This is a genomic window from Symbiobacterium turbinis (assembly GCF_055383075.1).
Genome location: NZ_AP042433.1, coordinates 562772 through 583951, shown reverse-complemented (window position 1 = coordinate 583951; position 21180 = coordinate 562772). Strand labels below are relative to the sequence as shown.

The 21180-nt window shown below is 58.3% G+C and carries 10 protein-coding genes; 2 read left to right on the top strand and 8 right to left on the bottom strand.

Annotation, left to right across the window (positions count from 1 at the left end; translation table 11 throughout):
* Positions 1 to 22: 22 nt before the first annotated feature.
* The 7 genes from ACZ45O_RS02755 to ACZ45O_RS02725 form a co-directional block, all read right to left on the bottom strand.
* On the bottom strand, positions 23 to 1024 hold the full coding sequence (locus tag ACZ45O_RS02755; RefSeq protein ID WP_464855432.1) for a LacI family DNA-binding transcriptional regulator: 1002 nt from the start codon (positions 1022 to 1024) through the stop codon (positions 23 to 25).
* Positions 1025 to 1317: 293 nt separating this feature from the next.
* A complete protein-coding gene (locus ACZ45O_RS02750; RefSeq protein ID WP_464855431.1) occupies positions 1318 to 3618 on the bottom strand; it encodes a GNAT family N-acetyltransferase in 2301 nt (766 codons plus the stop codon).
* A 391-nt stretch (positions 3619 to 4009) separates the two neighbouring features.
* The gene (locus ACZ45O_RS02745; protein WP_464855430.1) at positions 4010 to 9385 is read right to left on the bottom strand and encodes a DEAD/DEAH box helicase; all 5376 of its coding nucleotides are present in this window, start codon (positions 9383 to 9385) and stop codon (positions 4010 to 4012) included.
* A 4867-nt stretch (positions 9386 to 14252) separates the two neighbouring features.
* On the bottom strand, positions 14253 to 15062 hold the full coding sequence (locus ACZ45O_RS02740) for a 5-methylcytosine restriction system specificity protein McrC (protein ID WP_464857632.1): 810 nt from the start codon (positions 15060 to 15062) through the stop codon (positions 14253 to 14255).
* A gap of 584 nt (positions 15063 to 15646) precedes the next feature.
* Complete coding sequence (locus ACZ45O_RS02735; protein WP_464855429.1) at positions 15647 to 17104, bottom strand: McrB family protein; 1458 nt, start codon at positions 17102 to 17104, stop codon at positions 15647 to 15649.
* A 47-nt stretch (positions 17105 to 17151) separates the two neighbouring features.
* On the bottom strand, positions 17152 to 17973 hold the full coding sequence (locus tag ACZ45O_RS02730) for a DUF6997 domain-containing protein (RefSeq protein ID WP_464855428.1): 822 nt from the start codon (positions 17971 to 17973) through the stop codon (positions 17152 to 17154).
* Positions 17970 to 18689 carry a hypothetical protein gene (locus ACZ45O_RS02725; RefSeq protein ID WP_464855427.1) on the bottom strand — a complete coding sequence of 240 codons (720 nt, stop codon included), beginning with the start codon at positions 18687 to 18689 and terminating at the stop codon, positions 17970 to 17972. Before ACZ45O_RS02725 ends, ACZ45O_RS02730 begins: the two co-directional genes overlap by 4 nt.
* A 322-nt stretch (positions 18690 to 19011) precedes the next feature.
* Here ACZ45O_RS02725 and ACZ45O_RS02720 point away from each other — a divergent pair, with 322 nt between their 5' ends.
* A complete protein-coding gene (locus ACZ45O_RS02720; protein ID WP_464855426.1) occupies positions 19012 to 19380 on the top strand; it encodes a hypothetical protein in 369 nt (122 codons plus the stop codon).
* A gap of 6 nt (positions 19381 to 19386) precedes the next feature.
* Here the strand turns inward: ACZ45O_RS02720 and ACZ45O_RS02715 are convergent, their stop codons facing one another.
* A complete protein-coding gene (locus ACZ45O_RS02715; protein ID WP_464855425.1) occupies positions 19387 to 19581 on the bottom strand; it encodes a hypothetical protein in 195 nt (64 codons plus the stop codon).
* Between the two features lie 253 nt (positions 19582 to 19834).
* Here ACZ45O_RS02715 and ACZ45O_RS02710 point away from each other — a divergent pair, with 253 nt between their 5' ends.
* Positions 19835 to 21139 carry an amidohydrolase gene (locus tag ACZ45O_RS02710; protein WP_464855424.1) on the top strand — a complete coding sequence of 435 codons (1305 nt, stop codon included), beginning with the start codon at positions 19835 to 19837 and terminating at the stop codon, positions 21137 to 21139.
* The last annotated feature ends 41 nt before the right edge of the window (positions 21140 to 21180 follow it).

The following is a 21180-nucleotide window of genomic DNA, read 5'->3' as shown; positions in this document are numbered from 1 at the left end:
TGAGAACGCCGCGGGGGCGGGTTCACCCCTGCGAGCGGGTTCTCCGTAGAGCGGTGGACGCACGGCCGACGACCACGGCGTGCATGGTGATGGTGACCGGCGTCAGGTCGGCGGAGGCGAGCCGGTCGAGCATCCGGCGCGCGACCAGGCGGCCCATCTGCCCCCTGTCCACCCGCACGGAAGTGAGCGGCGGGTTCACCCGGCCGGCCTGCGGGATGTCGCCGAAGCCCGCCAGGCCGACATCGCCGGGGATGGAGAGTCCCCTCGCCTTGACGATTCCCAGGAGGTGGAGCGCCGTCATGTCGCTGCCCGCCACCAGGGCGAAGGGCGGCCTGAGCGTCTCGCATAGTTCCTCCACCACCTCCGCAGCGGAAGTCCAGCCGGCCCCCAGCTCGCAGTGGCGGGTCCGGAGCCCCTGGACGCCGCTCTGGCTCACCGCCTGCTCGAACCCGCGCCGCCGGGCGGCGGAGGCCGGGTCGGCGAAAGACTCGCTGACGAAGGCCAGGCTGCGGTAGCCCTGCTCCAGCACGTGCGCGGTCAGGTCCTCGCCGCCGCCCAGGTCGTCGGCGACCACGGAGTCGACCCCGCGCACCCGCCGGTCGATCACAATCGTCGGCTTGCCCTGGCGCTGCGCCTCACGGGCCAACTCCTCCGACGCGCCGTTCCCGATGAGGATGAAGGCATCGGACCGGTCCCGCTGCGCCCGCACGACCGCCTCCGCCCCCTCCGCCGGGCTGTAGGGCAGCAGCGCCAGCTCGTGGCCGGCCTCCCGGAGCACCTGGTGCGCGGCGCTGAGCAGCTGCGCCCACCCGGAGGGCTCGGGGTCCTCGCCCTCCTCCCGCTGGGGCAGGGCCACGGCAATGCGCCGGGGGCTCGCCCCGCGCCCTTCGAGGGTGCGGATGGCGTCGTGGACCCGGCGCTTCAGGTCGGCGGAGACCGTGGGATGTTCGTTCAGGACCCTGGACACGGTGGCCGGCGAGACCCCGGCCACTTTGGCGACGTCGCGGATGGACCACCGCTTCACCTTGTCCGCCCCCTGGGAAACAGTTTGTTTCATGGGTGTTCCCGGATGAAACAATAGCATATCTTGGGGAAACGGGGCAAGGGGGTGGGGGGGAATGAAACATAAGAAAGCCGCGTATCCGTTGGTATGCGCGGCTTTCTTGGCGTAACCGAAGTGATTGTGGAGCCAGTCGGTCTAATCACCAAGGATGGTAATCAACATCGACTCAAGAGCCGTCCGAGTGACACGTATCTCCGATGCTTGCACTCCTGCAGGTGACTGGCCTGAACCGTTGCACCCATCGGATGCGTGATTCAATAGATTCCACCCCAAAGGGAACGAGCCAGGTCTTCCCTATACCGCACCTGCGACGGTCTCTCACCTACAGCCCAATTGTCCCCTGCGGGAAAGGCATCGCGATGAGTTATTCGGTTCCAGACGCGATGAAATATCCAATCGGACGACCACAAGTACTCTGCCAGGATGAGTGCAAACTGATCCTGGGACGTCTCCTGAATCTTGATTAGACGTTGCGCCGTATGACTCCACCTAACACCACGTAGTGCCAGTGGATCCTCCTCTATCAGACCTATTTGACGCAACCAACGCCCGAGGCCTTTAGATACACTATCCGGATGCCCCTTGATGGCACGACGCACGTCTTCGACTGTCGGTGCTATTGGCCAGTGCTGATGTCTGGGTGCAGGGGCAACCTGTCCCCCGGCGTTGATTCGGATTACGATATCCGGCTGGAGAGCCTCCCGAATGTAGTCCTCTTTAGCCGCCGCGGCAATAAACGTTATTTTCTGCCTCCTCACCAGCTTGCGAATACCCTTACACAGCGTTAGCGTAGTCACGGGATCAAGGAAAGCACAGAATTCATCAGCTACCCAAACTGGGCGTCGATGAGCTAGCATTTGGGCGAACGCCGCGCGATAACGCTGACCATGGGAAAGTTGGTCCCTTCGCTTCATGTAAAGATGGGATTCGGCCAAGTCCACGTGATTAAGCAAGTAAATAGCTTCCTTTTCGTCTTTACCGACCAAATCGATCAGTGGCTGGGACGGGTCAAAGTCGAGATCCAACACGGCAACGTAGTCTGCAATATCGGTCGGTGTTATTTTTCCCGCCATTGGCCGAAGTAATCCACTGAGGAGTGATAGCAGGCTGCTTTTCCCAGAGCCACTAGGACCTACTACCAACACAATACTTCCTGGCCAGATCTCCAGGTTAAAGTTGCGAAGTGTGATTGTCCCTTGCCCGGGTCGCACCCCAAAGGCCTCTGTTACCCAACGCTGTGGGGGTGTAACAGCACCGAGTTCCAGTTTGGACTGAACAGTCTGTAACCGAGTGCGCAACTCGTTGAGTGAAGAGCGCCTCCTAGCCAACTCGGGGGGGAGGCGTGTATGTTGACTCCGGAGCACCTCAGCCGTCTCGTTGATCTGCTTAATTTCGTCCTCCACCGCCACTCGGGTAGCCACAAGGTCACCTAATAGTTCATTCCGACACTTAACGATGGCGTCAAGTGTCGACCCAAGGCCAAATGCAAATTGACACCCTTCTCCAGCCATCGTTTCGATCTGGGAGCACCCATCGCGAACCTTGGTGTCCATCCGTCGTATAATGGGCAACAGTTTGCGAATCGATCCAGCGCCAACATCCGCCAGCCATAGCTCATCCCGCAACAGGTCGTTGACGAGATGGCTCAGTTTGGTCATGTATGCGCTTAGGTCAGAAGAGAACCTTCGTGAGGCTTCAACCCATTTAGCAGCCAACTCTTCAGGCTCTTCCCAGACCGTGCGCCCAGTATACCCTATCGTGACGTTGTCAAGTGTAATCGGTTGATACAATGGGTTTTCAACCAGAATGTCTATTTCCGAAGAAGCGCTTGGTACGGAAGATGCCGCCTGTATTCTAAGGGTATAGGGGTCATCAGGAGGCAACAGGGATGCAATTAGATATGGCTTCCTCGTGCGAACTTTCTGCTTGAACCTCCGGATGCTGGCCATGACTTGACCCTGACCCTGGTCAATACCCAGACGTTTAGGCTTATTGTCGAAGAAAAACGTAGCGTCTTCCGCCTTGGTTTCACCGATGTAATGGAGCCCCCCCTGAACAAAGAAAGGGTGATAACGACTCATTTCGGCTACTGTCTCGACAAACCACGCCTTTTTCCCTTTGACATTCCAGCGTTCTCGACAGTATTCAATAGCATGCTGTACCAACTTCGTCCCGATGCGCAGCCCTCGAAACTCAGGATGAACAATAACCCGAGCTATTCGAACGACCCGGTCGACGTGGTTGCTTAGTACTTCTCGATCGTTCCAACCGAGTAAATTGTTTCGTGGGCCGGACAAAAGAGACGGTGACGTAAGAACCACACATCCTAACACACTGGGTAGTGGTGTCCCAAGCACCTCATCGATCTCTGGAGTCGCGATAAGATACATTTGGCGACCCCAAGCCGGTTTGGCCTGTAAATAGTGGAACTGCTCGAGGAACCTAAGTTGCTCAAACTCATGCGCTGTGGTCACCTCCTTAAACAGGACCGGAATATCCCTGCCTGTACTCAGGTGCAGTGTTTCGGTGTGAGCATAATACGGGAAGATAGCCACCTCATCCGCGGAATCGTTCCGACCAGGAAAGCGAAGGACTTTATCTATGCGGACAATTGACCCGTCGAATCCGTACGTGATGCGAAGCCGATCTCCATCTGTGAAGTAGATAAAAGGACTGAGTGAAAGTCGCTTCTCCTCATGCGACTCACAATTACGAAGTACCACTTGTCCCCGCCGTGGGCGGCTTACAACATCGTAATACTTGACGATTGCTTCGTGTGACAACCAGCCCCACTCCCGACACTAGTCTTGACCTAACATGATTCTTCATGTGCACCCCAGGACCTTCAAGCCGCATTATGGGGCTCTTCGCACACCATGCGGCCAATCCAGTCACAGGAGGCCCTCAACCCCACCACTTGGCGGGGTTGAGGGCAAGCAACTAAGGCTACACAACCTTATTTTCCCACACCCAGACAGGGCGTCGACTTAAGTCGAATGGACGAACCGCTGAGAACAATAACCCGCGACTCTCCGCCTCTTCTCGGGCCTTTTCAACCTCGGGGTGTGACTCTGACCACAGATTGTGGATGGGCCACAAGGCAATTCGAACGCCACTATCCAGATTTACGATCCCCGGAAGCCAAAGACCCTCAACGGTAACATCTGCTTCAAAAGTGTAGTTGGTTTGCTGCTCCAGTAAATGTCTTAGTGGAGTCAGACTCTTCACCTGGTCGACTTCGGTCAACCGAGGTACAGCGCCGGCCAGTAGGAAATGGAGTACGTCACGTGCGAGGGACCGATCAAGTAGCGGGTGGAGACGCTGATTATTGTAATCCAGCAAACAACTGTAACACGCTTCGCTACAAGACGGGTTGCTACAAACGACGTGTTTCCGAGTTTCATCTAGAATCGCAGCGAGATTCGTTGCAATGTCTCGCGCGTAACCAGCTCCCCCGGGGAGTGTGTCGTATAGGAAGATTTCGGCATGGATTCGATCAACGCTGCGTTGCCAAGCACGAATGTTGACCGCCAGTTCCTCAGGTTGAATCTGCAGATACATCGAGGCAGCCCGTAATAGAGCAGTACCAAACGAGTACCACGCCGCGCGACCGACCGGGAGGCGTACATCTGCGTCCATTTCAGGGGGAAGGTTGACATCAAATAAGACAATGTCGGAGTTAAAGCTGTGATAGAGGATAGATTGGGCCTTAGCCCGACCGTTGCACCGTGCGCCTGCTTTGGCTCCGCCGTACCTAGCGTTGCTGGGACGCTTATGGCCTTCCCCCGGTGATGAGAGTGCCCTGCCACACTCTTCACAGATGAAGAAACCGGGGCGCCCCTTGGTTATCGGGCCATAGTTTACGACGCTCAGCGTACCTTTCCGGGCAGCGACCCACAGGCGGCCGTCATAATATGACTCATGGTTGGGGTCGGCTTCAGCACTTTGACCCGGCTCTAACTGAGCTGCGGTAGTGTATCCGGCCCGGTCACGACCTCCTCCACGATACCTCTCCGGCTCAACATGCCAGTCCGTAGTAAAACCTTTGGGCTGGATATATGGCAATACTTGATACTTCCCTTGTGTGCCGACAGGTGTGCCACATACGTCGCACTTCGACCAGTCCGGTTTTTGACCCGGGGACTTGCTGACCTTTATGGTGCGGCACTTAGGGCATTCGTAATACCACCCATTAGGTTCGTAGCGTGACTCCTCAAAGGGCGAGTAGAGCCCGACGCAGTAGTAAATCTTGTGCTGCATGATCACATCGGCCCCAGGCGCAAACTCGGTCAATCCGATTTGTAGGTCCCGCTGTATCTCGTCTCCCCGGTTGAAAAACCTACTAGGATCGGAACGCCACAGGGCCACGACATCAATTGGAAAAGCATACCGCGGCAATATGTTGCTGTTAATTAGGACAGTCAACACCTCGTCTTTAGGCTGGGATGCTCGAATCACTTTCTCAACGTCATCCGGAAGCTTTGCGAGCCATTCTGGGACTTTGTGGTGCATGGAGTGCGGCAGTATTGTCTGTACGGCCTGCTCCATGGTGTCAACAAACTCCGGCAGCTGGAGGAAGGCTCGAAGCGCGTCCCCCAAGCCAGCCTCCCGAAACTCCCCGACGTACCCCCATGACGCAAACAGATTCGAATCGTGCGGACCGGGCTGCGTGCGGAAAAACCGTTGAAGTGCCACTGCATTGATGTGTCGGTTAGCAATAACCTCGTTCTCGAGATAGATGGTGGGAATACGAACCTTTCCGGTGACAATCTCTGGAACGTGATGGAAGTAGTACTGGTCGTGACTACGGTGCAAGGCGTAGGTCATGACGATCGCAACACCATCGCTTCTTCGTCCAGCACGACCAGATCGTTGCTGATAACTAGCGACGGACGGCGGCATGTTTCGGAGGCCAACCGCTGTTAGGTCCCCAATGTCAATACCCATTTCCATAGTCGTCGTGACGCTGAGGATGTCAATGCGGCAATCATTAGGTGTTTCCCGAACGTCAACAGGAACGTTATCTCCTTCCAGGAAGTTATCCTGGAACCACCGTTCAAAGTCTGCTGCGTCTTCCGCGCTGATTGCTCCTGTATGATCCATGGCGCGCAGGGGGAACGGATCGGGATAGTGAAACTTGCTTGATGTCGACGCGAACTCAGCCAGTTGGCGATAATAGTTTGGACGCTGCCCAGATTGCTCTCTTGGATAGGAACGACACGTACCACCACATCGGATGCAGACCGATGCCAGCGTCTCGGCACTTAGGTACCCACAAGACGAGCAGACGTAAACTCTGTCCGGCATGGTTGCCAAAGCAAGCTTTTGGATTGGAATTCCTAAACCTGGCCGCTTGCCTGTCGCTCCGACGAGTCGCTTAGTGTGCGTGAGAAAATGGAAAACGTAATTAAGTGCCTTGGCAACCCACTCTTCGGAATTTGCAACCTCCAACCTATTAGCCACAGTTGTGAGATACCGGTGTAGACGATTTCGCTTTGTCGGGGGCCACAATATAGTCTGCTCATCTTCAGACCTCATCGTGACAATAAGTCGGCGCTCGTAATCACGAACAACCCCAGCAGGCCAAGCTTCGGGGTTCAGAGACGGAGGCAAGATCACATCCTCGGTAAGCAAAATCCTGGTCGACGTGTCGATCATTCTTAGGGTGTCGTCCGGGCTCAAAGGAGGTAACGCAGGAATCTTCGAAGGCGTTACACCCGGGATCGGGGTGAGTATCCAACGCGCAAGCCCTACGGCTTCAATAGCGATGTTCCTTCCAGCCATTTCATTCCGGATCCGCGCGTACAGATATAGCTCCGCCTTCTCCTTGATTTCATCGATTCCGAGCTCGTTAAGCAGGTGAAAAAAGTCCTCGATCTCTCCTCCTGTCGGGTCAATTCCCCGTGATATGGATAGCCTGAAGAGATCATTAACCAGCTTGGGGACCGGCAAGATGGGCTCCCCATGGTCCTCTAAACACCGTACTAAGAGTTGCCGAAATCCATCCTGGTAGTGAAAAATCTGCAGATCGGCGGCTAAGAGTGCAGCATCCTGCCTGCTATCGGAGAAAGCCAAGACCTTTCGACCTTGGTTAACGTCCTTTGGTGGAGTAAGTGGCTCTTTCCCTTGTTCTTCGTCAACAAAAAAGTCAAACGTAAACGGGTTCTCTTCACCCAATTTCACCGCTTCCGGAGCAGTTTCCGTTGCCTGGCGGGGCCGTTCAGGCTGTAACCTGAAGGCATCCTCAACGAGCACAGCGAACGATTGGTGCCCACGCGTCCTGTATTGTTCGATAATGTGGCGTTTTCCGCGCTTGGTACTCCCGCATCTGGGGCACCGAGTAGGATAAGGCTTCTTTGGCGTAAGGTTCTTGTATCTCCAGACCTTACGTCGTTCCTGGCCCTCAATAGCAGGAGCGGTAGTGGTGATAGATATCCAAGCCTCATCCAAGTAATCTTTGTCAGCCAACTGGCTATCCGAGTGCGGAGGTTCAGCAACGAAAACGGTGAAGTCCTCATATCTTTGCGGAACCCCGTCAAAGTCGGGCTCATACGGCCAAAGCATGTTCTTCTTGTCCTTGACACCGCCCAGGTGCAAAAGGCCACACACATGGCAGCCAAAGAGTTCAAGCACGCGAGCCCCGCATTCGCAGCGTATGCGCGGCTCAGCGTACAAAACGCCGCAGGGCCGATCGGGGGCTCGAAGATCTTCCGGAACTTCCGGACAGTTAGGATCTACACAGGCCCACAAACCAGGAAGCCCACGATACATCAAGTGCATTCGGGTAGGTAGTAACGGAGGGACGTCCTCGTTGTCTTCAGGCCGGGCATAGGTACCAGCCGCTAGAAGACCAGCAGTAGCTGTACGAATCTCATCGTCTTCGCCCAAGTTGCCCCAGATTGCCCTCGCCACATCGGTCAATTCCACAGCTCGTCTGGCCGTGAGGTGGCGCACATGCAGGACCTGCGGATGGTTCTTCAGCGCTTCGTATAATTGCACCTTGGGTGAACGAGTAACGGGTGTATTGCCTAGAGCCACAAGCAAGCGTTTGGCTGCCGCGTCCAAGTCTTCATTCGAAAGATCGTTCTGGAAACCAGCAAACGCCTTCATCGTATCAATAGACGGAGGTGCTTCAGGCGGGGTGGTGGCAACGGTACGTCCGGTGATGATTGTGAAGCGTTCTGGGTCCTGACCAAACAATCGTGAGGCGAACATTCTAGCGTTCTTCTCACCTTCCGCCCCTTCGCCCATACTCGCCGAGGTTGCAACGCACCGAACTCTTTCGGGTGGAACCTCTAGCCGTTCGTATAAACGACGAATCAGATAGGCTACCTCTGTTCCTCGCGCTCCGGTGTAGGTGTGCGCTTCGTCCAGCACGAGTGTCAGAACGCGGGTCGGGTCATCATTCAACCACCGCTTCGTCTTGTCGAAAATTTCAGACTCAATCGGGCGCACCAACATGTACTCCAACATGGAATAGTTGGTGACGAGGATGTCGGGAGGGGCCGCCTGCATGTCCCAACGACAGAGCATTTCAGAGCCGCCGACCACCGGCCAACCCCCACCGTCTAATTGGTCCTGAGTCAAAATTGCTCTAGTTTGAATCAATTTGCGTTTATAAGACTCCCACTCCTGGCGCTTTCGTTGAACCCTGTAGTTCCCAGGGACAGCAGTCTGACCGGTATACCGCCCGAAATAGATCAGGTTACCGTTCAAATTTTTCCGCTGCCATTCTAAGGCCTGATCCTTACCAAGTATACGGCGCAAACGCTTTAACTGATCGTTGACCAACGCGTTCATGGGATACAGTATTATCGCCCGCATAGCCGCAGGGCGGGTCTCGTGCGAACGGCAGTGCCTCCAAGACTCTGTCTTCTTGTCGAATGCCCCCTCTGTGGGTTCGCCCTTGGGTGGACTCCAACTCACCGCCTCTTTCAAGATATCCGCAAGTATGGGCAGCAAGAAGCTTTCGGTCTTACCAGAACCGGTACCTGTTGCCACGACTAGATGGCCGACCGATCCATCAGATCTCCACGCGTTCTCCAGAGCTGCCTGCTGGTGTTTGTAGAGTGGGAAGCGCTCATAAGGTAGTCCAAACTGCACCAAGTCAGCCAGAGTCGGATTCAATTCGCGTAATTTTGCTCCCGTTTCAAAGGCTGGCGTGGTTTCGATGTACGGATACCTTGAAATTACACCGTCACGTTCGAGGAGTCGAAGGCGTTCTTGTGCCACCTGCGGATGTGACAGCTTATAAGTGGTGTCCAGGTACGAAACGAGCATCTCTTTCAAATGTTCGTAAAATTCCCAAGGGCTCAGATTCACCGTATATCCCCCCATTACGGATTATCTTTCCGCTACTACTGAACAGTCACGGATGCCTCGCGAGCTGTTTGAAACCTAACGAAGGTTCTGGTCGCATGTCGGATAAGCGGTCAGTCGCTAAGAATACGAGGCACGGACATCTTTCGCTCAAGCCCTGTACAGCACTAGCACTGGTAGCGCAAACCAAAGAAACTACCTCGGAAGAATTTGCTTTCGAGCAAATATCGTCCTGCTGTTGTTTCATGCGAGCATAGTGCCTAGACGAATGGCCAGGGAGTCGACGGCCGGCCGGGCTGAGGATGGCACCGGATATGTAATCAGGTACTTTTCACGTCTGATTGGCCCAGTGGAAATCAAGCGCAGTGCGGTTTCGACAGGTGCGGGCAAGCGTCCGTTAATGGTAACACCCGCACCGTGGTTCCAGCGCCACGGAATAGGCCGATCCGCACGCCAGTCTATGGCAAACTGCCACAGCCTAGCTTCATCTTCGTCGATGTGACGTCCTCGGCCCATTCCGGCGTACAGATAGTACTCAATGTTCCGCCCCGATGCCCGATCACTAGAGACCTGCCGAACCAGGAAGCCGCCCTGAACTGTGTGCTCGAATGGCATCCATCGCCCGCCCTGGAACTCCGCAGAACTGTTCGTGGGATCGTAAACTTCCCACCTGCCATCAACAGGCAACGGGAGACATTCCTCTGAAGACGGCATGCTCAATCGAGATACGAAGGGGACCCGCTCAATAACGTCCGCGTATGTGAAGACGGCGACTCCGTGCTCGGAGAGCAGTGAGATGGGAAGAGTACCGGCTCTTGATTCAACTCGTCTATATGGAAAGTTGCCCTCCAAGAAGTATCGTACTCTAACGGATGGCCGTGCCAGCTCCCGCAGCACGTCCTCAATGAGAGGGTTTCCAAACAACTCCATTGTGGACGCTGCTTCGTCCTTCACCACTACGAAGGGCGGGACACATGAAATGACCCCGTTCTTCCGGCGCTGCACATCCCCTCGTTCAAGGTACGCCCTTACCAGAACGTCCACTTGTTCTCCGATCGGGGAGCTACCCGGCCACCAGCGCTGCATCCGCTGCTTTAGTTGCCCAATGTGCGCAGGCGCTGCCGCAATCGCAAAAAGGAGAACTCTCGGGAGTGTAGTCAACATTCTGCTCGACAAAGCCTCGTCGGTGACGATTTGCATTTATCTCGCCCTCCCTTGGCCCATCCACGCCAACAAGCGTGCTATGATTCCGGACACTGCATTCGGGTGTTGCTCGAATACAGCAACAAGGGGAACGAGCCGGGCAGGCTTAACAGGCACATTCGGATACAGGATGAGGGCCGCAAGATCACCAGCCGCAGTCGCAACCTCCCGGCCCCATCGCGTCGGCGTCGGACCCCCAGGAACTCTGGGATAGTGACTAGCTACGCGCTTGAACCACTCAAAGAGGGATGTGTTTGCATTCGGCGGTAACTGTCGATTGCGACTTGTGTAGGCGAAAAGCTCTGCAACACAAGCTGCCAGACGGCCTGGGTGACATTCTACGGCTAGGGTTACAGCGACCTGCTTGCCAGGCGGGACTGGCGTCAAGGTGTGACACAACCTGTGCTTGTAAATTGACGGTCGAAGATGATGATCAAACCCATAACGAGGCAGAATACGTCCACAGTCGTGACAGATTACCAACTGTTCTTCTGCTTCTAGGTAGAGGTCCAGTGGGCTAGTACCTTGTCTGACTATGCCTTCTACCCGCCACGGCCCCTCAGTGATCATGATTGGCAATCCACCCGAAGGCAGGTTATCGTTCAACAAGGCTGCCACGAACTCTGGCGGGATTTCTACCCCAGGTGTGGGTGCTGCTGAGTCATCACCATACGGATGAGCGTCTGGCAGTGTCCTGTCAGTAGCGATCAACGCGGCACGCGGTGCGGAGTCAAACTGTAACAGCATGGGCAGGTCCATCTGCAGTACCCTATTGGGTTGGGACCACACTGTTTTCGTTGGGTGCAGACCGGGAAAATTGTCCACCAGATGCGACCGCGCCCTGGATAACTTTGCTAGTTTTCGTATTTCGGGCTCCGCACCAGAGAACTCAGCCAGGGAATGCATCCATGGGACCCAATCCGTCCAGGTTAACCCATGGGATAAACGTAGAGGACTAGAGTGAAGGGGAGCATCAGCGACCCGGACTGCTAACCAGGGGCGCAACTCATCCTCCTCCCCAACTCGTTCGGCTACGGCAACATACCTGACCTCTTTAGAAGGACAAGAAAATGTTAGGCACACCGCACCTGACGAGTCGACAGTTCCGCGCGCATGCCAAATCTGGCCATTCCATGGAGCCTCACCAAAAGCGATAGCCGTGACCTCCGTGGGAGTAGAAGCTTGCACTACTTGGCCCGTCAACTGAACTCCCGATTCCGACTGTCGAGTAGTCCACTGACGAAAGTAGGGGCGTTCCGTAAACACGATCGAGTTGGAACAGACGAGTTGCGTCTCAACCGCAACCTCAACAGGCGCTTCTGGAATGGTTCCGTGATAGTAATCTGCTAACCTAAAGGCGAAAGATCCATCAGTCTCTGCATATAGTTGACGAGTAAACCGGTCGGTTCTCAGGCCGGAGCGCTGAACACGGACGGTTAATACCGCGCCAGGCCACGCAGTCCCACGAAAGGTTCCGCGGGCCAATAAGTGATACCCAAAGTCCGTGCCGTCACCCGTCTGCGATTCCGCGTCAAAAGTCAGCTTCAGACGGTAGGGGTGAAGGGGTGCGGTCGGTACGTGACCCAAACGAAAATCGATGCTCTCTGAGCCCACCAAGAGCCGATACCGTCCCGGTTCTGGACTGCAACTACTAAACAAGTCGATGACCAAACGACTAGGATTCCTGGATTCAGGAATCTCGAACGACGCAATGTTAATGTAGGTCCCTGATCTTAGACGTTGGAGTGCCATCGGCAAACTCTTCGGAAACACCCCAAACACTTCCAACATCGGCGGCTGCTCCACGTGAAACAAAGGAGCAGAATAGGTTCGATCCACAAGCGGCAGTCCGCCAACAAGCCTCGTCTGCGGACGCGTCAACTCATGAAAAGGCGGAAGACGGAATACAGCGCCTGCGTCAATTAAATCGTCATTCAAGCGGTCTAGCCGGTCTTCATCCAGGAGCGTTGACAGTTCACAGGCAGTAACCTCCAGCAAAGCATACCCGTGATCTCGAAAAGGATTCCCCATAAAAATGGCCTCAGGAAAGAGAACGCGTCGCCACTCCTCATCGACCTGTGACGTCGGGAGCAACAAGAAATATGGCTCTCCCGGCTTGACGGTACGCGTTCGCATGCCCGTCAAGCTATCAAACAGCATGGCGCCTCGGTCTTTGGAAAAGGGGCTAGGTATTAACGGAAAGCTCACAGTCTGATCGTCAATTTTTACTATTAAGACGGGGCCCCAAGTTGAATGTGACACCGGAATTTCCAATGGTTCCGAAAACGTAGTGTTGGACGATGGTGAATAAAAGATAGGCCAGATCTCACTGCGACCATCGTGCTCAACCTTAACGCCCCCGACGCGACCCGGCCACTGCGCCTCGGGAAGTACCACGCGTAATTGATTCGTCTCAGCATCATAACGAAAGCGCGGCCGTATGTGTCGATACCGTGAGCGGACTGGTCCTCGGTCGCATACCTCCTGTTGCTTCAAACTGCCCCAGTTCTGCCGCAGATAGTGCTGCGCCATCATAGCCACCGTTAGGCCGATATGTTCCGAATTCAGTCGCTTGGCGAATACGCGGAACCCGAGTTTTTCCTCGTGGAGCCATGTTAGTAGGGCAGTCTGAAACTCGTCCACATCAGCAAGTAGCAGTGGATGAATGTCAATATCCGACTGAGCCATGCCCCATTCACTCACCAAGTCAAGGCCAAACCGATCCAGAACCTCTTCCTCATCCGAGAGCAACCCAGCATGAGTTAGCGGCCACTTAATGTTAGAACGGCCCTCTAGAGGGTAGTACAGCGTACCATGACTAGCCTTGTGGACTAGCTTCCACAAATTGGTAAACTCGGGCGCTACAGATCGGATCACGTCTAGGTCCACCTTGCCCGCCAGGACATGTTCACAGAACTGAGGCCAAAAGCTGGCCCCACGTCCCCAGGCCCTAGCCGTATAACTCATTGCGTACAGCAATGGTATTGCTTCAGCAGGGCGTAACCGGCGAAGTCGTTCGCGTAGAGCTGCCGCAGAATACGGCGACCTCAGGCCACTCAACCACCACGTGCGAATAGCTGAGAAAAGATCTTCTATCTCTGCAGGGCTCACTAGGTCATCGTTTGGCCTGAGATACCAAGTCCCCTGTGGTTTATCCATGGACCGAACTAGCCGTACCAAGCGTTTCGCCCACTGGAAGTAGTCCACTCTCTTCACCCCGCCCTCACGACTGGGTTAGATTCGTATCATGATGGTTCAATATTAGAATTCGAATCTCCTGTAAAGGAGCCTCTTGATAAAGACGACTCCCTTTCATTGAGAGCACCACAGCAATAGAGCATGTAAAGTTGGCGTCGCTAATGTTGCTTGCCACCTCTCGTTTCTGTGCAATAGGAAAACCGGCGGAAACTCCGCCGGTCGCTGGTTAGATACCGTTGGATCGTTTGGAGTCATTGGGAACCTTCCTAAGCCGTTTACCGAATAATAATCTGCTCAATTAACTTGTTAACCCTATGAGAGTTAGCCACAGCCACATTGAAATCATGCCGCTACCCGCTGGCCATGGGTTACCCAGAATCACGAGTCCCGCACTGTTGGCTAATCAACAACCCCACACGGCATCGAGCCCTAGCTTCGACAATACTGAGAAGGGCCATTGTCTTCCAAGCTACCTCGCCGGCAACAGACTCATGTTCCCGGGTGAATGTCCCAACGGCAAACCGATGAGGTTCAGTTGAACTAGCCGGCCTCCCCTTACGATTTCGGCCGAAACGGCATCCCTCGACGCCGCAGCCATGTCCGCCCAGACCCGTTGGGGCAGCGGATACACCAGTACAGCGATGATCTCGTCGGCATCGTATAAACCCGCATACGCCAAGATCTGGTGCAAGTCCGCCCGGTGTGCCGCCTTCGCCTCCTCAGTGAAACGCCGCCAGCCCACTTCGTCTAGGTCAGCGAAGTGGGCTTTGTATTTCGCGTCGATCACGTACACAGACCGTCCGCGACGCACCACGATGTCAGGCACCAGGTGGCCGAGGGACTTGCGCACAGGGTCCTGCCAGGCGATTGGCACGACGGTCTCGCCGAGTCGGCCGACGCGCACTTCGCCTCCGGTCAGTTTGGCCTCTCGGCGTACGACGGCTTCCACGTAGGCTTCCCAAAGCTGCTCCAGCGATAGCGCCCAGGCCAGGCCGTCCATCTCCCGACCGCCACCCAGGCCCCGCTCCTCCTCCACCCATGCCATCGCCTCGATCCCGAGGCGCAGCGCTTCGTCCGCAAGCCCATGCCGTCCCCAGTGATCCAGTTCATGACGCCGAGGGCGCTGCGGCTCAACGTCCAACAGGGTCTCCAGCAGATTTCTCGCTACCGTCGCCAACCCAACCGCAACTGGGTCAGTGCGGCCGACCCGCACGAGGTCAGCGTGCACACGCTCGAGGACCCATCGTACGTAGCTCCGGAGGCGTGGGTCATGGCCCATGATCGGGAAAGCGACAAGGAACACGATGCCACTGTCCTCGAACGAGCGATTCGGAGATGTACCGGTTGCAGAGGATACGCCCGCGCGGACTACCTAGCACCGCCTCGCGCTGCTGGTAGCCCCGCTGCATCCGGCGAAGCATCAGCTCTAAACGGGCGAGCACAGGTCCCGCCAGCACCCAGGGCGGCACTTCTCGCCCGCTACCAGGAACCATGGGGAGTGGCAGAAACTCGGGAAGCGCAGGCCAGCCAGTTTCGACCAACACGCGGCCAACCCCCGACCAACCAAAGCGCGGTGAGACCAGGAGACCACCGACCACCCGTCCGGTCTGTGCTGAACGCAGTGGTATCGCCCCCGCCTTCCCGCAGGGGGTGACCCTGATGGAGAAGCCACCAGTGTAAGTATGCGCCTCGGCCTTCACGTCGAGGGCGCCGAAGGCGGGTTGGTTGAATCTGAGGAAGGCGTCTGCATAAGGCCCCCACCCGCCATCGCGCTGCTGCGGCGCAAAGAGCTCCGGTGACAGGGTGATCGCCGGACCGTGGTCTACCGCGTGGTACAGCGGCGCCTGCCGTGGTGCTACACGCCTAGTCTGACCAGCGGCCATGTTCGATCACGCCCTCAATCTGATCACGCACAGCCTGGAGTTCGGCTGCGAAGGAGCCGACCATGCCCTCGCGGAGGTACTCGTCGAGAAGGGGCAAGAGTTCGTACTGAAACCGCTTCTTGAGTTCTTCGTCGTCTTGGGCCAGGAAGTAACTGTGGCCAGGGAGCAGGTCGAGCGCCTCATCGGGTGCGTGTTCGACGAAGACATCCTGGAGTGCAGCGAAGGCCCGTGTGGCCAGTTCAAGCCCAGTTGCCTTCACCACCTCAGGATCGGGCCGAACCGTCATGAACGCAAACCTACGGCGCACGGCCAGGTCCAACGAGGCGATGGACCGATCGGCTGTGTTCATCGTGCCCAAGATGTACAGGTTGGGCGGATAGGTAAAGGACTTGGCACCGTTTACGGCATGGGGGAGTTGCACAGTCCGCGGCTTGTCCCCGCCGATCTCCCCCGGTTCGAAGAGGTAGATGGCCTCGCCCAACACCTTCCCAAGGTCTGCACGGTTGATCTCGTCGACGACCAGGAGGTACGGGCCCTCGTTCGCGGCCGCCGCGGCCTCCAGCAGCCAACCAGGACGCACGGTGAAATGCAACTCGTCTCCGTCCGTCCTGGGCGACAATCCCACCACGAAGTCCTCGTAGGTAACGGCGGGGTGAAACTGTACGGTCGCACCACGACCGTGGAAGAACTGCTGCTTCACCCGCTCCGCCAGGCGCGTCTTGCCCGTGCCAGGCGGACCCTGAAGGATCACAAAGTGGCGACGGGTGAGTAGGTCAAACACCTCCGCCTCGGTGACTGGGGCGAAGAGATCCGCCCGCATGTCATCTATGAGACCGTTAAACTCGGATTCATAATCCTTCAGGACCTTCCATCCCCGTTCGTACGCGTACAGATCAAAGAACGCCTGGACGACGATACGCGCGCGCTCAGGCTCTTGCGGCACCTCGGCTATGGCATACAGTTCGCCGCCGTACCGCCGGAGCGCCGACCGGAACCTCTCCAGGCGGCGCTGAACGAAGTCGGGTACCGGCACGCCCAGGGCGGTCGGATCGGGTTTCACCCACATCCAAATGCCGTGACTCGTCAGGTACCGACGCAGCGCCCGCACGCGCCGCCGGTGGCCCGGCCGGCTGAGCAGCCCCTCATCGGGGGAGAGACCCGCCGTGCCCACCACTAGCGTGATGATGGAGCCGGCATCTTCGCTCGGGAACCAGACCAGACTCGCCCCGCCGTAGGCGCCAGATGTGGGGTTGTCGGGGTGGATGAAGCCAGCGTAGGGAATATCGAGCCCCATGGGATCACGAATCGCGGCGTGGCGCTGGGCGGCCTTGTGGTAGCGGCCGCCGAACAGCGCCTCTAGCAGTGGGCGAACACCACCAGGTGGTTCCGGGAGTCCGCGCGCGATCACTAACGCGAGTTGCGTCAGGGCATCGGACATGTCTATCGCCTCCAGCAACGCTCAGTCTTCATCGATCATATCACCACTCAGAGATTCAGAACTAGGCGCCGATGTAGCACAGCCTGCATTTGTGTAAGTGGACCTTCCCATTCGCCACACTCAACAAAATCGTATTGGACCGTAGATCCCTCAGCCTGACAACGTAAGTACACAGGCACCAAGGGGGGCATTCCAAGTCTAGGACTGACCGCTCTTGCCGCATACACAAGCTTGTGCTTCGCCAGTGAACTTGGCGGCCCCATCTTCGATTCGAGTACGAACACCGTCTCCTGCCCGCGCCGCCTGCCAACAAACAAAGCGTCAACCTCAACTTGTCCAGCGACGTGCTCCAGGGCCTTCGCTCCAGGGTACGGCACCACTTGGAAGCTGAAGGTCCCGGCACCCGTAGCTGGCGCTGTGGTAGGCCATGGCTCGTCCAAGTTCAAGGCGTAGCCTATCAGCCCAGATGCAAACGCCAGGTTGATCATACAGCGCTCCGTTAACTTCGGCAGGAGATAGTAAGGTAACAGATCCCGTGGGTCGCCAGCTGGGCAATAGGCCTCGGGATCGTGCTGCGTGTAGATATCCTCGTCGATCAGAAAGAAGTCCTCTGCCCTACCCGGTGTACCGACCAGGGCAAACTGCGTTCCCGGCCCGTCATTCGCCTTGCCGAGCCGTAAGACCATCGCCCCCGCGTCCCGTAGCTCCGGCGCCAGGCGATCGAGGGAGTCCACGGAGATCATCGCGGCCGTGTCGATCCGTCGGCTCCCGAAACCGTTCTCTTCTAGATACCGCCGGAACGACGTCGGCCCGAACACAGACCACTCCCCCGGCTGCAGGTGCCGCAGCGCCGGTTCGAAGACTCTCACTCCCGCCACCTCCCCACGGAAGTGGCCTTTACGTACCTCTCCAGCAAATCCAGAAACGCCGGATCATACCCCCCGTCCACATGCTCCACGTTCCACAGCCCCGACTCCCGCACTGCCGGCCGGGCAGCCCAGCGACCCAGCCATCCCGCCGACGGCGGATCCACAGGATCCCGACCCCAGTTGGAGAGCAGCCCGATGGCGTTCGCCTCGATCACCTTGCGGTCGCTGGTCTTGCTGGGCGGATCCTCCACCGCGACCCACAGAATCGGCATTGACCGGATGTGCTGGCTCACCATCTGCTCGACGTGCCGCTCAGCCTTCCGTAGTTCTGGCTCAGATGGCCGGCGGCTGCTCCCCCACTGGACAGAGGCAGCCACATCCACCAGTCCGCGGTTCAGCAGCGCAGTGCCCACGTGCAGCCGGAATATCGATCCCCGGTGGTTGCCTCCTCCTCCCCGCAGGCTGCCCCTGTGCTGGCTGAGCCGCTTCCACAGCGTCGTCTGCGAGCCCTCGACCACCGCATGGGTACCCACCCGAACCACCCTGGGCGTCCGGCCGTCCTCCCGGAACTCGCCGGGTTCGAAGAAGAAGTAGACGCCCCGCCGGGGCAGGTCCCACCTCGCATGCGGATCGCTCAGCAGCCTGGCCCCGCCGACCCGGACCTCCAGTTCGTGCAGCAGCTCGTAGAAGCGGTCAAGATGCTCGCGCCTTCTCATGCCCAGGCCCCCAGTGGCAGGTGTTGCACCATTCAGTACCGAAAGGTTTCGACACCGACTTGTCGCAAACCTGTGCCATTTGGGAGTGCTTGAGTCGTGGCGCCTCCTCGCTCAGCTGAGCTGCACCAAGTCGAAGCGCAGCTCCCCGATCCGGCAACACGTGACACCGTTGCCCAGCGGAAGCGACCTGCAAGTGCCCGGTGGCGGCTATGCAGGCCGGACAGCGGCTCCGGTTTTCCCGACCGAAGGCGAAGGTAAGACCCGCCCCGGTGAAGCGGAGCGGGCTTGATCCGTTTTGATCTCATTAACCAGGGGGATACGAATGAACAGGTTTGGGATTCCCGCCCGCATGTGGCGGGCAGCGATGAACGAAGCGAAAGCGGCGCTCGTGGAAAGGGCGCGCGTGCGCGGGATGATGACCTACTCGGAAGTTGCCGAGGCGATCACATCCATAGAACTGTCAGCCCATGACATGCGGCTGTTCCGCCTGCTGGGCCAGCTTTCCACGGAGGAGTATAAGGCCGGGCGCGGAATGATCAGCGCGCTCGTGGTTCACAAGCACGGCGATATGGAACCGGGGATGGGGTTCTACGACCTGGCCGGAGAACTGGGCCTGGATACATCGGACAGGCTTGCGTGCTGGATTGGCCAGCTTCATACGGTGCACGACCACTGGTGCAACAGGGCCTGATGCGCTCTACCCCCTCCAACCCAGTATCCGGGCCGGCAGGGTGATAATCGCCCACACCAGCTTCAGCACCCCGTCCACCGCGATGCCCAGAATGCGGAACGGCAACAGCACCAGCCACACCAGCGGATAAAGCAACAACGCAATCAGAGCCAGGGGCGGGGCAATCAACAGCAGCAGGATCCACAGCAGAACGGTGAACATCTCCATCCCTCCACCTGGTTAGACGACAGCTCCCCCGGGATTCCCACCTGCCAGATGCCACCGTCCTGCCAGTCCATCGACGTCCCCTCGCCGCCCGCCGCCCTCCGCCAGTCCCATTTCGCTATACCCGCCCCGTTCGGGTCAGCGCCGAAATACCGTACCGCCCACAGGACAAAGCTACTTTCGCACCACAGGTAGTGCGCCGCTTTTGTCGAAGTACTTAACAAACCTCAACCTGTGAGGAGGTCGGATCGTGCGCGAGAAAATCCTGTCACTGGTCTCCGCTGTCATGCCCAACGTCATCGCCACCCGCCGGGACCTCCACATGTACCCCGAGCTCGGCCACATGGAGTTCCGCACCGCCAGCCTCGTGGCCCGGCGCCTGAAGGACCTGGGCTTCGAGGTGAAGGTCGGCCGGGAGGTCATGGACCCCGACGCCGTGCTGGGGCTCCCGAGCGAGGAAGAGCTGGAAGCCGCCTACAAGCGGGCCGAGTCCGAGGGTGCCGACCCCGAGTTCCTGCCCCTCATGCGCGGGGGGCTCACCGGCGTCGTCGGCGAGTGGCGCACCGGGCGCCCAGGGCCTACCCTGGCGATGCGCTTTGACATCGACTGCATCCCCGTCGCCGAGAGCACCGATCCCGATCACGTGCCCTTCAAGGAAGGGTTCGCCTCCCGCCATCCCGGCGAGATGCACGCCTGCGGCCACGACGGCCACACCGCCATCGGCCTGGGCGTCGCCGCGATCATCCCGCAGATCGCCGACCAGCTCTGCGGCAACATCCGCCTCATCTTCCAGCCGGCCGAGGAAGGCTGCCGCGGCGCCAACCCCATGGCCGAGGCCGGGGTCGTCGACGACGTCGACTACCTGCTGGCCGTGCACCTGGGCTGCGGCGTGCCCTCGGGCCACCTGTACACCCGCATCGACGGGCTGCTGGCCTCCTCCAAGCTCGACGTCACCTTCACCGGGACCCCGGCCCACGCCGGCTCCGCCCCCCATGCGGGCCGCAACGCCGTGCTGGCCATGGCCCAGGCGATTCAGGGGCTCTACGCCATCTCCCGCCACGGCGACGGCACCTCCCGGGTCAACGTGGGCGTCGTGCGGGGCGGCACGGGCCGCAACGTCATCCCGGCCGAGGCCTTCATGGCCATCGAGGTGCGCGGCGCCACCGACGAGATCCTGCGGTACATGGAGGACCGCGCCCGGAAGGTGCTGGAGGGCGCCGCGCTTGCGCAGGAGGTCGAGCTCAGCGTCTCGGTGCAGGGCCGCGGGCTCAGCTCCAACAACAGTCAGGAGCTGGCGGACCTCATCGCCGAGGAGGCGGCGCACGTGCCCGGCCTCACCGTCCACAACGAAGGGCACGTGACCGGCGGCAGCGACGACTTCACCATCCTCGGCGCCCGGGCCGCGCAGCGCGGCGCGAAGGTGCTCTACATGGACATGGGCACCGACCACGTGGACGGCCACCACACCCCCCGCTTCGACATCAACGAGGCGGACCTGCAGCACAGCCTGGCCGTCTTCGCCCTGGCGGTCGCGCGCATCTGCGCCGCGAAGTAGCTCCCACCGCACCAATGCCTGAGGCCGGGCTCCTGCCCGGC